13 protein-coding genes are annotated in these 14183 nt (G+C 56.8%); 7 read left to right on the forward strand and 6 right to left on the reverse strand.

Annotated features, from left to right (window positions below; genetic code table 11):
* The first annotated feature begins 13 nt into the window (after positions 1-13).
* Together EG886_RS02110 and EG886_RS02115 are read left to right on the forward strand one after the other, a co-directional pair.
* The gene (locus EG886_RS02110; protein ID WP_124726586.1) at positions 14-1093 is read left to right on the forward strand and encodes an AI-2E family transporter; all 1080 of its coding nucleotides are present in this window, start codon (positions 14-16) and stop codon (positions 1091-1093) included.
* Between the two features lie 247 nt (positions 1094-1340).
* Positions 1341-2627 (forward strand): DUF4309 domain-containing protein, encoded by a 1287-nt coding sequence (locus EG886_RS02115; RefSeq protein WP_124726587.1) that lies wholly within the window; start codon positions 1341-1343, stop codon positions 2625-2627.
* A 135-nt stretch (positions 2628-2762) separates the two neighbouring features.
* Here EG886_RS02115 and EG886_RS02120 read toward each other — a convergent pair whose 3' ends face one another.
* The 3 genes from EG886_RS02120 to EG886_RS02130 all read right to left on the reverse strand — a co-directional run bounded on the left by EG886_RS02120 (position 2763) and on the right by EG886_RS02130 (position 5266).
* Positions 2763-4265, reverse strand: a complete 1503-nt coding sequence (locus EG886_RS02120; RefSeq protein ID WP_124726588.1) for a solute symporter family protein — start codon at positions 4263-4265, stop codon at positions 2763-2765.
* The gene (locus EG886_RS02125; RefSeq protein WP_241154345.1) at positions 4262-4606 is read right to left on the reverse strand and encodes a DUF485 domain-containing protein; all 345 of its coding nucleotides are present in this window, start codon (positions 4604-4606) and stop codon (positions 4262-4264) included. The genes EG886_RS02120 and EG886_RS02125 overlap by 4 nt, the downstream gene beginning before the upstream one ends.
* A gap of 219 nt (positions 4607-4825) precedes the next feature.
* On the reverse strand, positions 4826-5266 hold the full coding sequence (locus tag EG886_RS02130) for a hypothetical protein (protein WP_124726589.1): 441 nt from the start codon (positions 5264-5266) through the stop codon (positions 4826-4828).
* Positions 5267-5564: 298 nt separating this feature from the next.
* Here EG886_RS02130 and EG886_RS02135 point away from each other — a divergent pair, with 298 nt between their 5' ends.
* A complete protein-coding gene (locus tag EG886_RS02135; protein WP_124726590.1) occupies positions 5565-6752 on the forward strand; it encodes a DUF819 family protein in 1188 nt (395 codons plus the stop codon).
* A gap of 27 nt (positions 6753-6779) precedes the next feature.
* On the opposite strand, the gene EG886_RS02140 is transcribed toward EG886_RS02135, so the two are convergent.
* From EG886_RS02140 to EG886_RS02150, 3 genes are all read right to left on the reverse strand, one after another.
* Complete coding sequence (locus tag EG886_RS02140) at positions 6780-7970, reverse strand: TolB family protein (protein ID WP_164491595.1); 1191 nt, start codon at positions 7968-7970, stop codon at positions 6780-6782.
* Between the two features lie 207 nt (positions 7971-8177).
* On the reverse strand, positions 8178-9638 hold the full coding sequence (locus EG886_RS02145; RefSeq protein WP_124726592.1) for a nicotinate phosphoribosyltransferase: 1461 nt from the start codon (positions 9636-9638) through the stop codon (positions 8178-8180).
* Between the two features lie 22 nt (positions 9639-9660).
* Positions 9661-10068 carry a M67 family metallopeptidase gene (locus EG886_RS02150; RefSeq protein WP_164491596.1) on the reverse strand — a complete coding sequence of 136 codons (408 nt, stop codon included), beginning with the start codon at positions 10066-10068 and terminating at the stop codon, positions 9661-9663.
* Positions 10069-10294: 226 nt separating this feature from the next.
* On the opposite strand from EG886_RS02150, the gene EG886_RS02155 reads away from it, so the two are divergent.
* The 4 genes from EG886_RS02155 to EG886_RS02170 all read left to right on the forward strand — a co-directional run bounded on the left by EG886_RS02155 (position 10295) and on the right by EG886_RS02170 (position 14069).
* A complete protein-coding gene (locus EG886_RS02155) occupies positions 10295-11170 on the forward strand; it encodes a DUF72 domain-containing protein (protein WP_124728623.1) in 876 nt (291 codons plus the stop codon).
* Positions 11171-11183: 13 nt separating this feature from the next.
* A complete protein-coding gene (locus EG886_RS02160; RefSeq protein WP_124728624.1) occupies positions 11184-12002 on the forward strand; it encodes a sulfite exporter TauE/SafE family protein in 819 nt (272 codons plus the stop codon).
* A gap of 66 nt (positions 12003-12068) precedes the next feature.
* Complete coding sequence (locus EG886_RS02165) at positions 12069-13526, forward strand: bifunctional metallophosphatase/5'-nucleotidase (RefSeq protein ID WP_164491597.1); 1458 nt, start codon at positions 12069-12071, stop codon at positions 13524-13526.
* A 285-nt stretch (positions 13527-13811) separates the two neighbouring features.
* Positions 13812-14069: a DUF6154 family protein gene (locus EG886_RS02170; protein WP_124726595.1), complete on the forward strand. Its 258-nt coding sequence runs from the start codon at positions 13812-13814 to the stop codon at positions 14067-14069.
* Positions 14070-14183 lie beyond the last annotated feature (114 nt).

The raw sequence follows: 14183 nt of genomic DNA on the forward strand, positions 1-14183 counted from the left end.
GGAGGAAGGATCCGTGCCGCAGACCAGGCTGTTTCGAATCGGATACGGGATCATCCTGATTCTGCTGATCGTTTTTTTGGGACAGAAAGTGAGCTTTCTGTTCAAACCGGTGACGGTGCTCGTCCAGACACTCTTTTTCCCTTTTCTGCTCGCGGGCGTGCTGTACTACCTGTTCCGTCCGATCGTCGGCGGGCTGCAACGGTGGAAAGTGCCCAAGGTGGCGGCGATTCTGCTGATCTACCTGCTGTTTGCCGGCGTTCTGACGGCGCTCGGATTTGTCATCGGTCCCCCGCTCAAAGAGCAGCTGGACAAGTTGGTTCTCAATTTTCCCGCCATCATCGAAACGGCGAAGAGCAAATGGCTTGAATGGAGTCACCATCCCTGGGTGGCGAAGTACGTCAACTGGAATGAGGTGATGGACGGAACCACGGAATGGTTCAAGGAAAGTTACCGGTCCATCTTGTCCAACGTCGCCGGATTTTTCTCGGTGATCGCCAATATCGTGGTGGTCTTCGTGACCGTCCCGTTCATCCTTTACTACATGCTGAAAGAAGGGGAGAAATTTCCCCCGCTGCTTCTCCGGATTCTTCCCGAGCGGGAACGGGAAGAGGGAATGCGCATTCTGCGGGACATGGATCAAGCCCTCAGCTCCTACATCAAGGGACAGGTGACGGTCAGCATGTTCGTGGGCCTGATCGTGTATATCGGTTATCTGGTGATCGGTTTGGAGTATTCGTTGCTGCTCGCTCTCCTCGCCATGCTGACCAACGTCATCCCCGTGGTCGGACCGCTGATCGGAGTGATTCCGGCGATCATCGTCGCATTCACCATTTCCCCCGGCATGGCGATCAAGGTGGTGGTGGTGGCCATCATCGCCCAGCAGCTGGAAGGAAACCTCGTTTCGCCGATGGTGATGGGCAAAAGCCTGCACATCCATCCGCTCACCATCATCGTGTTGCTGTTGGTGGCCGGGAGTCTGGCCGGATTCCTCGGGCTCCTGCTGGCAGTGCCGGCCTATGCCGTGGCCAAAGTGATCATCAGCCACTTCTGGCGTCTGTACCGGTTGCGAATGAGGGAGAAACCGACGACTTGAACGGTCACCGTCGGTCAGGATCGCTCTCCTTGTCCGGACGTTGTTCACAAAAATTCTCAAACCATCATGACCGGGGCTGTCGGGCGCATTTTTGACATGGCGCCGGCTCCCCGGCTGATGGACATCGCATGCGAAGACCTTTCGAGGTCTTTTTTTGTGCCAAGAAAGTCATTTCATATAATGGTTGTATTTGTTATGATAATTATTGATTTTTTTAGATGAAGTATTTTTCAAGGAGAGCGGAACGATGGACGACAAAGTTCAAGAACATGTTCCTCTGGAACAGGAAAAGGATCCCTTGAACCAGGATGCGGAAGAAATGTTGGAGAACGAGCCGGTCATCCCGTCCAGAAAAACGAAAGAAGAATCGCAGGCGAATCAGCGCAAAAAGAGAATGATCAAAGCCGTTTCCTGGTTCTTCACCATCATCGTGTTGCCGGTGACCATGACCATTTTGCTCGCCGCCTATGAAGATGAGACCAATCAATGGGTTCGTTCCCTGTTCGAGGAAGAGAAACCGGAGACGTTTCTGGAAAGCATGAAACGGTTGACGGCGGAAGGAAAACTTCCCGTGTTCGAATGCGGCCCCCTCAGAGCCACGCAGGCCGAAGTGACCAACCGTTGCGGACAACCCGTCGCATGGAAGCATTGGTGGACAGAAGACGAAAATCTCATGTCGTCGCTGTTTTATGTGTATGAGGATAAAAAAAGAAGTGTCTTGCTCACGTTCAAGAATGACCGGTTGCAGCGGCTGTTCGTGATGGACGGCGAGCATGCATCCACCTCTCTGGAGGAAATGAAACAGGTGTTCGGCAAACCTGCACAGTCCAACGAAGGCTCCAACTATGCCACGGATTCCACCTACTACGAGTACGTGATTTCCGAATACAAGCTGCAGTTCTGGTACAATCGCAAAACAGGGAAACTGGAGAATTACTCCTACGAGGACAGCCAAACGTTCCCGATGCCACCCAACATTAATGTGCCGCAATTCAAAGCAAAAGAACATCCGGTGCCCGGCAATAAGCGAATCCCGACCGGAGACGGGTTGGCGGCCGCCAGGCAGTTGCAGCGGTGGATCGCCGAGGGGGATTTGGGCAACTATGATTGCGGTCCGCTCGGAACTTCCTACCTGGAGGTGAAAACGGGCCGGTGCGGCGAGTATCACCAACATCTGATGATTTGGGAAGAAGACAACCAGCAACATGAAAAAGGGCTGTATTATGTATTCAAGGACCGGATCATCAATCTTGACTTTTACAAAGATTCCCTCACTTCCATCAGTGTCCAAGAAGAAGAAGGGAAGAATTACGGCATCACGAAAAAACAGATCAAGCGGGTCTTCGGAACCCCGCAAAGGGAGAATGATGACACCGAAACCAAAATGGGCGTAAAAGTGGAATATCTGGAATACAAGATCGGTGACAATCTGGTCTATTTCGGCTTTGATAAAGAAGGGAAACTGTATTACATCTGGATCCGGAAAAACGGATTGTACACCAAAGACGGCTTCTTGGTGCCGCCGAAGGAATAAGCGAAAAAAGGGATTCTCCGAATCGACCGGAGAATCCCTTTCTTTTTTCCGAAGCAAACCGTTTCCGGCCGGACGCGAATGGAAGCGTCTCCCGGCTGACGGATGTCGGGGAGCGTTCCGATGGCCGTCAACGCGTCACTCCGCTCCCAGACCGGTGTTGGAGCGGACAAACAGTTCCGTGTGCCGTTTTGCCGACGCCTGCTCACGGGAGAACAGGGTGCCCAGCACCGCGCCGAGGAATCCGAGCGGGACGGACAGAATCGCCGGGTTTTTCAGCGGGAAGATCGCTTGTTCGGGCTCCATCAGGTTGGGGCTGATCAGCACCAGCACCACGGAGCTGATCAATCCGGTCAAAATGCCGGTCACCGCCCCCGCGGTGTTGAAGCGCTTCCAGAACAGCGTGAACAGAATCACCGGCAGGTTGGCGCTGGCAGCCACCGCAAAGGCCAGGGCGACCAGGAAGGCGACGTTCTGGTCTTTGGAAAGCAGGGCCAGCACGATGGAGACGATGCCCACGCCGACGGAAGCCCAGCGCGCCACTTTCACCTGCTCTTCTTCGGACGCCTTGCCGCCGCGGAGGACGTTGGAGTAAAAGTCATGCGCAAACGCGCCGGCTGCGGAAATCACCAGACCGGCCACGACCGCCAGGATGGTGGCGAATGCCACGGCGGCGATGAAGGCCAGGAAGAAGTCTCCGCCGAGAGCCTGAGCCAGGAGCGGTGCGGCCATGTTGCCCGCTTTGTCCTCCGCGGCCACGGCTTCCGGTCCGACCAGCAGGGCGGCTCCGAAGCCCAGGAACGTGGTCATGATGTAGAACGAACCGATGATGAACATGGCCCAGACCACCGAGGTGCGTGCCTCTTTTGCGTTCGGAACCGTGTAGAAACGGATCAGGATGTGCGGAAGCCCGGCGGTGCCGGCGAGCAGGGCCAGACCCAGTGAAATGTTGTCCAGCGGGTTGTCGTACAGTTTGCCCGGCTCCAGGAAATCCTGTCCCAGTTTGACCGACACTTGGTTGAACATTTCGACGATGCTGAAGCCGAATTGGGAAAGAACCATCAGGCTCAGCAGGATGGTTCCGGTCATCAGGAGGACGGCCTTGACGATCTGCACCCACGTGGTGGCCAGCATGCCGCCGAACACCACATACAAAATCATCAACACCCCGATGATCACGATCGACCATTCATAATCCAGCCCGAGCAACAGTTTGATGATCCCGCCGGCACCCACCAACTGGGCGATCATGTAGAAGGTGGAGATGGCCATGGTGCTCAGCGCGGCCGCGGAGCGCACGGGTTTTTCATTCAGGCGCAGGGCCAGCATGTCTGCCAGGGTGTATTTGCCGGTGTTTCTCAGCGGCTCCGCCACGATGATCAAGACGACCAGATACGCAACGAGCCATCCGACCGAATAAAGGAAGCCGTCGTATCCGTTGAGGGCGATCAGCCCGGCGATTCCCAGGAAAGAAGCGGCGCTCATGTAATCTCCCGCGATGGCGATCCCGTTCTGCCATCCGGTGATGGAGCGACCGGCGGCATAGAAATCGGTTGTGGTCTGCGTCCGTTTGGATGCCCACCAGGTGATGGCCAGCGTCAAAAGCACGATCAACGCGAACAGGACAAAAGCGGTGTTCACTTCCGTTTCCTCCCGTGTTTTCGGATGATTTTGTCGATGATCAGGTCCAGTTTGCCGGCGTGGCGCACATACACGATGGCGAGAATCCAGGCCATGAAGAACTGGGACAGCGCGAACAGGTATGCACCGTTCATGGCACCGATCACTTTGGTGTTCAGGAAGTCAAAATACCCCGTAAACACGGGAAGGGCGAAATAGTACAGAACAAAAAACACCGTGGACGTGATGATGAACCGCTTTTTGCGCCGGATCAGCTCGCGGAATTCGGTTGAATTCGCGATCTTTTCATAGTCCGGATGCGAAGACGACACTTTCGTTGACTGCTTGGACGCTTCGGACACGTTTAGCCCCCCCAGATATCAGGAACTGAAATGAAACTGATTTCAATCAAAATATATCACAAAATGTTCTGTTATTGTTCAATATTTTGTTTAAATGAATGTTCGATTTATTTTGTTTTTTGTCATGGCTGAGGTTGATTTGCTCCCCGGCAAGTGGTGTTTACAAATGAAAAATCCTTCGGCCGAAGCCGAAGGACCATGAGCTGATTCATCATCTGATCAATAATAGTTGTTCGTCCAGGCAGATACTTTTCCCTTCACGTAGTAATCCGCCAGGTTGTCGCGAATGTCCACATAGTATGTACCCGGTTTCATGTTCGTGAAAATTTGATAGTAATAAATGGGAGGGAGATGGTTTTCCACATAAAAAGTTTTGTACGCAGTGCAGTTTCCGGTGGATGTGTTGCAAAGACGCACTTGCAAAGAATCTGCATTGGTGGAGCTTTGGGCACCGCTGGTTTTGTGAACTTTGTACAGGTCCCAAACGGAAACTTGTACGTCATTTTCACTGGTGGTCGTGGTAAAGGTCAGTTCGTATTTTCCGTCTTCCGTTCTCCAGGATGCCGGGCCGTACTCAGTGTCCGCGTAAGCCGCTGGACTGAAGACGAAGACGACGGCCATCATGAAAACGGCAGTGGCACCAGCAAGCTTTTTCAGCATGACCATCACCTCGTTGTGAAAAATTTTTGCGTTACACGGAATATTACTATATCAAATTAATATGTTATTTTCAATAACTCCAAATATTTTTTTGCAATTGCCGGTTTTGGGTGAGCATGAGCCTTGCTTGATCGGACCGTTTCCCGTTCCGCTGCCGTCGGGGAACGGTCCGGCAAATTTCGGGGGATTTTGGGTGGTTTTTTGGGGCAGGAAATCATCAAGCGGAGAACAAAATATGGAACCCATCACCGGGTTCATTCCATCCGGGTAGAGAAAAACGGAAAGAGGGGGAAAAGCGTTGCAGCCGGATGAAGTCTTGGTCAACAGTCCCGAAGGAATCGCCGCCGTCGTCACGCTTCTGATCGCCGTCTCGTACCTGTTGGACCGACGGTATCGTTTGTTCAACCGGTTGGGCACGGCCATTCTGGTGATTACGGGCGGGGCGGTACTGGTCAACCTGGGCGTCATTCCGCCCTCCATTGATATCGGCATGGGGCCGGTCAACGGCTTTTATACCTTCGCATCCGACTATTGCGTGCCGCTGGCGATTGTCTTCATCCTGATGGCCGCGGACTTGCGGGCGCTCAAGGGAGTGGGGAAACCGGCCCTGATCGCTTTCGGACTGGCTTCCTTCGGAACGGTGGCGGGCGCCGTCATCGGGGCCTGGCTGCTGAAAGATACCGTCGGAGAAGAGATGTGGAAGCTGGGCGGCCAATTTGCCGCCAGTTATATCGGTGGCGGGGTCAACTACGCGGCCGTGGGACAGGCACTTGACACGTCCGCTTCGATTTATGCCGCCGGTGCCGCCGCGGACAACATCATGACCAACGTCTGGATGGTGGCCACCGCCGTCATCCCTGTGTTGCTGGTCCGCTTTTATCCGTCCATCCGCCGGCGGGAGCAAGCCATGGCGGAACCGGCCGTGACCGGATTCATGTCCGGTGAAGCCCGCAAGATCTCGATTCACCGATTGGCGGGCCTTGTCGCGCTGGCCGTGACCGCGGTGGCGGTTTCCCAATGGCTGGCCCCTGTCGTCTCCGAGGCGCTCGGCTTTGACATCCCGGCCGTGGTCTTGTACACGACCTTTGCCTTGCTGCTATCCTGGTTCACTCCGGTGAACCGGTGGGGAGGCGGCGAAGAGTTGGGAAACCTGATGCTCCACTTTTTCTTCGCCACCATGGGTGCCGGCACGATGTTGTCCACGCTGGTGAACAAGGGTCCGGCCGTTTTCCTGTTCCTGACCGTGCTGGTGGCCGTTCACGCCCTGATTGTTTTCGGGTTTGGAAAATGGTTGAACATCGAGATCGAAACCTTGTCCGTCGCGAGCCAGGCGGCGGTCGGCGGACCGTCCACCGCCCTGGCGCTGGCCGTCTCGCAGCGCTGGACTTCGCTGGTGACTCCGGGGGTGCTCCTCGGCGTCCTGGGATATGCGATCGGGACGTACGTGGGAATCCTGTTGGCCGGAGTGCTTGAGACGTGGTTGTGAGTGTTGCTCACCCGGACGGAGTTCCCTTTATTGGTTTTGTTTGACCCGCACCGGAATTTCCCGCAGATCGGTTCCGTCGGCGTTCATGATCCAAAACCGGTACGACGGCTTCATGAACTCATCCTCGGCACTGCACATGCCGGCCACGCTTTGGTCTTCGGCGAAGATGATCCGGTCGCTCTTGTTCAGGAAGCGAAGATTTGAGACATCCGATTGCAGGTCGGTGACGGCCAGGTATTGACCGGTGCGCAGGTTCAGGATGCCGATTTCATATGCCATGCAGCTTGGCAATGACTGTTCGGCGGAAACCGCCACCAGGTCCGGAGACCGGCGGGAAACGGCCAGTTCGTACAAGGGTGGCAGCAGAAACTTCTTGTCGATCCCGTTGGTCTCGTACGGCGGGTTGGTGGAGACGGACATGATTTTGGTCGATTCGTCTCCATTGATGAACAAGAGCGTGTCCGGACGGTTTCCGAAAGTGAGGTTGAACAGACCGAAGATCGAGGTGAAAGACGTCAGCGGTTCGGTCTTTCGGGTGGCCAGATCCAACACATAAATATCCTGTTCTTTATCCTCGAAAAATTCCATCGTGAAAAGCTTGGGATTGAGAGCAAATTGCCGGCCCCGGATGAAATAGACCTTTTTTCCGTCAGGAGAGAAGGCGGCTTCCTGGACGGCGTGGTCTCCCGTGTGCAACCGCTCCGCCCGCGTTCCGTCCGTGGAGATCATGAAGAGTGTGGAACGGGACAGATCGGAGGTGACCGAAAGATACAGGATGTGTTTCCCGTCAGGAGAAAACACCGGCGAAATGTCAATCCGGTTCTTCCCGGGTTTGGTCAAGGGACGGAGACCCGTTCCGTCCGCGTTCATGATCATGAGGTGACCGGAGTCGCGCCCCTTGTTGATGGCCGTGAACACGATGTGCGCTCCGTCCGGAGACCAGACCGGATGAATATGGTCCCAGCGCTTGTCCGGACGGGTCAGGCGCTTCGGATCGTTGCCCGACAAATCGGACGAATGGATGGAGACGGTTCCCTTGGAGTTGTGGGCGAAGACGATGCGAGAGTCGTCCGGTGCCACGTCAAATTGCGGCAGGAGCCCGTCATGGATGCCAAAGATTTCATCGGGCGTGGGCTCGAAAATGTTGGTGAAGGGAAAACACCCCGTCAGTGAACCGCAAATCAGGAGGGTGAACACGGAATGAAGAAATTTTTTCATGGGTGGCTTCTCCCCTGTTTCTGTGATGGTGTGCCCATCACAATCATTCGTCGGTAACATCGATTTTTTGGTCCAACAAAAAGGATTCCCGACCCCTGTTCGGGATCGGGAATCCGACGGATCGATGTGCGGATTATATTTGTCTGTCACGGGAAAAGGGCCGGATGTTCCGGCATGTGGCAAGCGGTCCGCCGCCCGATCGGCACTTCACGCATCTCCGTGAATTTCCCGGTACAATTGCTGAAGCATGGATTGCTTGGTGTTCCACAGTCGCTTGGACAAATCGACCGGGTATTCTTCCGGATTGAGGATGCGGAGATATTCTTCCCAAAACAGAGAGAGCTGCTGTTTGTGCCAGTTGCGGATCTCTTGCAGGGAAGGCAGGTCCCCGACTCTTTGCCCGTCCCGGAAGATCTGCTTCAGAAGCGGAACGGCCCGGAAATGTCTGACTTTCTTCCGTTTGAACGTTTGCAGCGGATGGAAGAGAAGGAGCGGCCGGGACGGGTCGATGGTTTCACCCGCTTCCGTGATGAGATCGGCTTTGGCCTTGCCGGATTTTTTGTCGATGATGCGCCAGACTTCCTTTCGGCCGGGGGTGGTGATTTTGGCCGGATTGGACGAAATCTTGATGGTGGGTTGCCATGTGCCGTCCGCTTCCTTGGCCACCATCTTGTAGACCGCGCCGAGCGCCGGCTGGTCATGGGCGGTGATCAGGCGCGTTCCGACTCCCCATGCATCGATGCAGGCTTCCTGTGCTTTCAGGTTGAGCAGGGTGAATTCGTCCAGGTCACTGGAGGCGACGATCCGGGTGTCGGTCAATCCGGCGTCGTCCAACATCCGGCGGGCCTGTTTGGACAGATAGGCGAGATCGCCGCTGTCCAGGCGGATGCCGGCCAGCCGCTTTCCTTGCGACTTCAGTTCCAGACCGACCCGGATGGCGTTGGGAACGCCGCTTTTCAGGGTGTCGTACGTATCCACCAGCAGCACGGCGTTGTCGGGAAAGGCGGCGACAAACGCGCGGAACGCTTCCAATTCGCTGTCGAAATCCTGCACCCAGGAATGGGCGTGGGTTCCGCTGACCGGGATGCCGAACCGTTTGCCGGCCAATGTGTTGGAGGTGGCATCAAACCCGGCGATCCAAGCGGCACGGGCTCCCCAAACCGCGGCGTCCGCTTCCTGGGCACGCCTCGTTCCGAACTCCATCAGGGTGTCGGTGCCGGCCACGTGGCGGATCCGGGCGGCTTTGGTGGCCACCAGCGTCTGGTATCCGATGAAGTTGAGCAGGGCGGTTTCCACCAAGTGCATCAGGCAGGCCGGACCTTCCAGCCGAAGCAGGGGTTCATCGGGAAACACCAGGGTTCCCTCGGGCATGGCCCACAGGTCACCGGTGAAACGTACCGTTTTGAGGAACTCCAGAAACTCCGGCTCGAACGGCTCGTTCAGGGAGCGGAGCCATTCGATGTCGTCATCGGTGAACCGGAGTTGTTCCAGCCAACGGACGGCCCGTTCCAATCCGGCGAAGACGGCGTATCCGTTGCCGAACGGAAGCTTCCGGAAGTACAGGTCATAGGTTCGCCGGCGCAGATGGGTGCCGTTTTTCCAGTGGGCGTACATCATGGTGATTTGGTATTTGTCAGTATGAAGGGCAGATATGAAATTCGTTTGCATAATCAGACTCCTCTGCAGGAAGTCAAACAATTTCATAGAATACAGGGATGATCCGACGGTTGGACAGATAGAACGCACGAAGAGGGCAATCGGGATGTTTCAGCGACAAAATCCAGAAGCTGATGTGCTCCATGTGCCATCCCGCGAGGTCACGGGCGGTTGGCCAGGCATCACCCGAGGGGTGGGAGTGGATCACCCCGATCCAGTCGAGGCCCTGTCCGCGGATCTTTTTGATCGTTTCCAGACAGGCTCGCGGTTCAAATTGCAGGGAGCACGGACACGGACTTTCTCCGGCAATCGGAAAGAAACGGGTGATGACCGGCCCCTTTCCCGCCAGGAACCCGTATCCTTCAAGCGGGTAACGTCCCAGGCAGTATTCGCGAACTTGATGAATGACATCCGACTGGATGGTCAGCCAGGTCGACCGCACGGTCAGCCCCCCTCACAGGAACGGAAATGTCGGGAAACCGATGAAAAAACGACAAAAAAATCGGGAAAAATGACTGCACCGTTATCGTAAAATCATTGATCTGAATCTATTGTAGCCGTTTCCCCGACCGTTCGTCCATCACCGGGAGCCTTGCGCCGACGGCGACGGGACTTTGGTTGTGATAAAATAAGAGGAACAGCCCATGGACAAAGAGAGGCGATCAGGCATGCATCCGGTACAGGTGGGCGTTTGCGGATGGGGGGATCATGACCTGTATCCTCCGGGAACTCCGGCCCGGGAGAAGCTCAGACTCTACGCGGGCCATTTCCCGGTGGTGGAAGTGGACAGTACATACCATGCGATTGCCCCGCCGGAGAGGATGAAACGGTGGGTGGATGAAACACCGGAAGCGTTCCGGTTCGTGGTGAAAGCATACCGGGAACTGACCGGACACGGGCGGCCTCGGCACGCCCCGGAGCGTTCCTGGACGGAACTTGTGCGGGAGATGACCGAATCGGTAAAGCCCGTGGTGGATGCGGGCAAGTTGTCGATGATGCTTTTCCAGTTTCCTCCTTGGTACGATTGTGCCGCCAAACACGTGAAGTATCTGCGCAAGGTGAGGGAGGCCTTCGCCGATTTCCCGCTGGCCGTGGAGTTTCGCAACCGGTCCTGGTTCACGGCGGACATGCGGGAGAAAACGCTCCGCTTTCTGGAGGATCATGCGATGATCCATGTGGTGTGCGACGAACCGCAGGCCGGGGAAGGTTCGATTCCGGTGGTGCCGGCCGTCACCCATCCGGAGCATGCGCTGGTCCGGTTTCACGGACGAAACGTGGAAGGGTGGAACGGCTCCGGACTGCCGGACTGGCGGGACGTCCGCTACGCTTGGCGGTATTCGGACGAAGAATTGGACGAATGGGTGCCGCGCATCCGGGAATTGCAAAAACAAGCGAGGCAAGTCACCTTGCTGTTCAACAACAACTCGCAAGGAGACGCCGCGGAGAATGCGAAGCAGATGATCCGCAAGCTGGGACTGAAGCCGGTCGGACCGGCTCCCGCCCAGCAGGAGCTCTTCGATTTCATGGAAGACGGGATGGGGTGATCGTTTGGCGGAAATGCTGATCCTGCTGCTGATCGGACTCCTGGCGGGCACCGTGGGCAGCCTGGTGGGGCTGGGAGGAGGCATCATCATCGTGCCCTCCCTGCTGTTTTTGGCTTCCGCCGACCCGGAACGGTTCGGAGGCATCACGCCGGCGGTTGCCGTGGGAACATCGATGCTGCTGATCATCCTGACCGCGCTTTCCTCCACGCTCTCCTATGCGCGTCAAAAACGGGTGGATTTCCGGGGAGGATTCACGTTTTTCCTGGCGAGCGGTCCCGGAGCGTTCGTGGGAGCGCTGCTGCCCCGGTACCTGCAATCGGACGAGTTTTTGGCGTTGTTCGGGGTTTTGATGATCATCGTTTCCTGGATGCTTCGGCTGAGTGAGCGCGGAAAGCGTCGATCGATCCGCTGGCACGTGGTTCGGACCGTGACGGATGAAGAAGGGCGGGAAACGGAGTACGGATGGCACCTGGGAATCGCCTTGCCCGTGTCGTTTGCCGTGGGGGTGATCTCCGGTCTGTTCGGAATCGGCGGCGGTTCGCTCATGGTGCCGATGATGATTCTCCTGTTCCGGTTTCCGCCGCACATGGCCACGGCCACGTCGATGTTCATCATTTTCCTGTCCGCCGTCACGGGCAGTGTCTCCCACCTGATCCAGGGAAACGTGCATGTGTGGTCCGCGCTGTTTCTCGCTCCGGGAGCCTGGTTGGGAGGGCGGATCGGCGCGTGGATCTCGTCCCGTCTCAGCGGCGGTCAGCTGGTCAAAGTGCTTCGGGTGGCGCTGTTGCTGATGGCCGTCCATCTCATCTTGGACGGATTGGGTGTTTGGTAGGAGCACGGCGGGTTGAAACAACCGCGTGCGGTTTGCGTGGAATCGGCCACTGAGGGGAGGGGCTTTGTGAACCCGATCAAGCGGATTCATATCTTGCATACCAACGATCTCCACAGCCACCTGCATCGGGCACCGCTCATCCGTCGACTGGCCCGGGAGCTGAGAAACCGGTGGGAAGAGCGGGGAGAAACGGGGATTCTGGTGGACATCGGGGATCACATGGACCGTGTTCGCATGGAGACGGAAGGAACGGACGGTTCGGTCAACCTGGCGGTGATGGAACAGACCGGGTACGAGTTGTTCACGTTCGGAAACAATGAGCTCCTCACGTTTTCCCGGAAGCAACTTCACGATCTGTTTTCCCGTTCCTCGGTGGAAGTGGTCAGCAGCAACGTGACCGCGATGAACCCGGAACAAACGCCCGAATGGGTGAGAACCAGCAAAATCCTGGATTTGGGCGGAGTTCGGGTGGCCTTTTTGGGAGCCACCATCCCGTACCCTCACACCTACGAGATGATGGGTTGGCGGGTGAGCTCTCCGGTGGAGGCATTGGCCGGGGAACTCATGCGAATCCGGGAGCAGGCGGATGTCACGGTGCTGCTTTCCCATCTGGGATTGCCCCATGACCGCGAACTGTCCGTCCGGCTTGCCGGACTGGATGTCATCATCGGAGCTCATACGCATCACCTTCTGGAGAAACCGGAGCGGATCAAGGACACCTGGATCGCGGCCGCGGGCAAGTACGGCATGCATCTGGGGCATCTGGTGTTGGAAGTGGACGCGAAAACCGGCAAGCTGACCGGCGTGCAAGGAACCTGCCATCCGCTCGACCAAACGGGCGGGGATGAGGAAATCAGCCGGTTGATCGGCGAATACCGCCATGAAGCCGCCGGACGGTTGTCTTCCGTGGTCGCGGATCTTCCGGAACCGTTGGAAGTGGATTGGCGCGAGGAAACGCCCTTCCCCAATCTGCTGGCGGATGCCTTGCTCGATTGGACCGGTGCCGATCTGGCATTGGTCAACAACGGCGTGCTCCTCCATTCCTTGCAGGCCGGACCGGTCACCCGCGGGGATCTGCACAGAGCGTGTCCGCATCCGATCAACCCGGCCCTGGTGAGGGTTCGAATGTCCCATGTTCGCCGGGCGCTGGAAGAATCTCTGCTGGATGAGTTCAAGGACATGCCGCTTCGCGGTTTCGGGTTCCGCGGCCGGGTGTTGGGAACGCTGGCCGTGGCCGGAATGGAAGTCATTGTGGATCCGCGGGCGAAACCGTACGCCAGGGTGACGGAGATGCGATCGGGAGACCGGGCGCTCTCCGAAGACGAAGAGGTGAAACTGGCCACGTTGGACGTGTTCACGTTCGGAGCCGGTTACGGTTCTTTGAAGGAAGGGGAACTGATCCGGTATTTCCTGCCTGAATTTTTGCGGGACGTGTTGGCCGCAAGACTGGCGAAACCGAACGCCACGGACAAGGCGAAAATCCGTCGGTGGAAGCAAAGAGATGTCCTTGACCGTCCGGATTGACAACCGCTTTGTCATCACATACAGTCAAGGTGACCGGATAATGCGCTCGCATTGATGAATGACCGGACATGACGATCACGAAACGCCGTTTCCGGCAGCCGCCGTCGGCCAGCGAAAAGACAAACGTTCGGAAGCCCGCAACGGCCGGCGGAGATCGGAACATCCCCGGGCCGGTTGCCGGAAATGCGTTTGATGAAAGATACGGATGAGCTGATTTTGCACGGCGGACCGCATCCGAAAGCGGCGGGATCGGCGAAAGCAACAGGGACAGGGAGGTAGACAGACATGAGCTTTGTGGACGAGGTATATTCGCTGTACCGGGATCAGCTGGGCGAAGATGAAGAAGATGCCGTCGCGATCGTGCTGAGTCTTTTGGAAGAGCAATCCCGGGAACACATGATGCAGATCATCAACCAGATGTCGGATGACGAAATCGCCCAGATGCTTGGCGTGTATCTGGTGGAAATGTTGAAGTACAAAATGATCCAGGACGGAAAAATTCCGGCCGGCCGGTTGTTCGTCGCCCCGGATCGGCTGCACTGATTCCGGTTGTTTTGCCGTCGTGAACCGGCACCCGCCGGACGGTTCAACCCCCGCTCTTTCCGGACCGAGCGGGGGTTGTCTTTTGGGTCACCCCCTTTCGTCCGGGCGCATATC

Source organism: Staphylospora marina (genome assembly GCF_003856495.1).
Taxonomy (GTDB): domain Bacteria; phylum Bacillota; class Bacilli; order Thermoactinomycetales; family Thermoactinomycetaceae; genus Staphylospora; species Staphylospora marina.

Coding starts and splice junctions, on each gene's coding strand:
- EG886_RS02155 (WP_124728623.1), top strand. CDS start 10,295: ATGCATCCGGTACAGGTGGGCGTTTGCGGATGGGGGGATCATGACCTG.
- EG886_RS02140 (WP_164491595.1), bottom strand. CDS start 7,970: ATGAAAAAATTTCTTCATTCCGTGTTCACCCTCCTGATTTGCGGTTCA.
- EG886_RS02115 (WP_124726587.1), top strand. CDS start 1,341: ATGGACGACAAAGTTCAAGAACATGTTCCTCTGGAACAGGAAAAGGAT.
- EG886_RS02145 (WP_124726592.1), bottom strand. CDS start 9,638: ATGCAAACGAATTTCATATCTGCCCTTCATACTGACAAATACCAAATC.
- EG886_RS02170 (WP_124726595.1), top strand. CDS start 13,812: ATGAGCTTTGTGGACGAGGTATATTCGCTGTACCGGGATCAGCTGGGC.
- EG886_RS02130 (WP_124726589.1), bottom strand. CDS start 5,266: ATGCTGAAAAAGCTTGCTGGTGCCACTGCCGTTTTCATGATGGCCGTC.
- EG886_RS02160 (WP_124728624.1), top strand. CDS start 11,184: ATGCTGATCCTGCTGCTGATCGGACTCCTGGCGGGCACCGTGGGCAGC.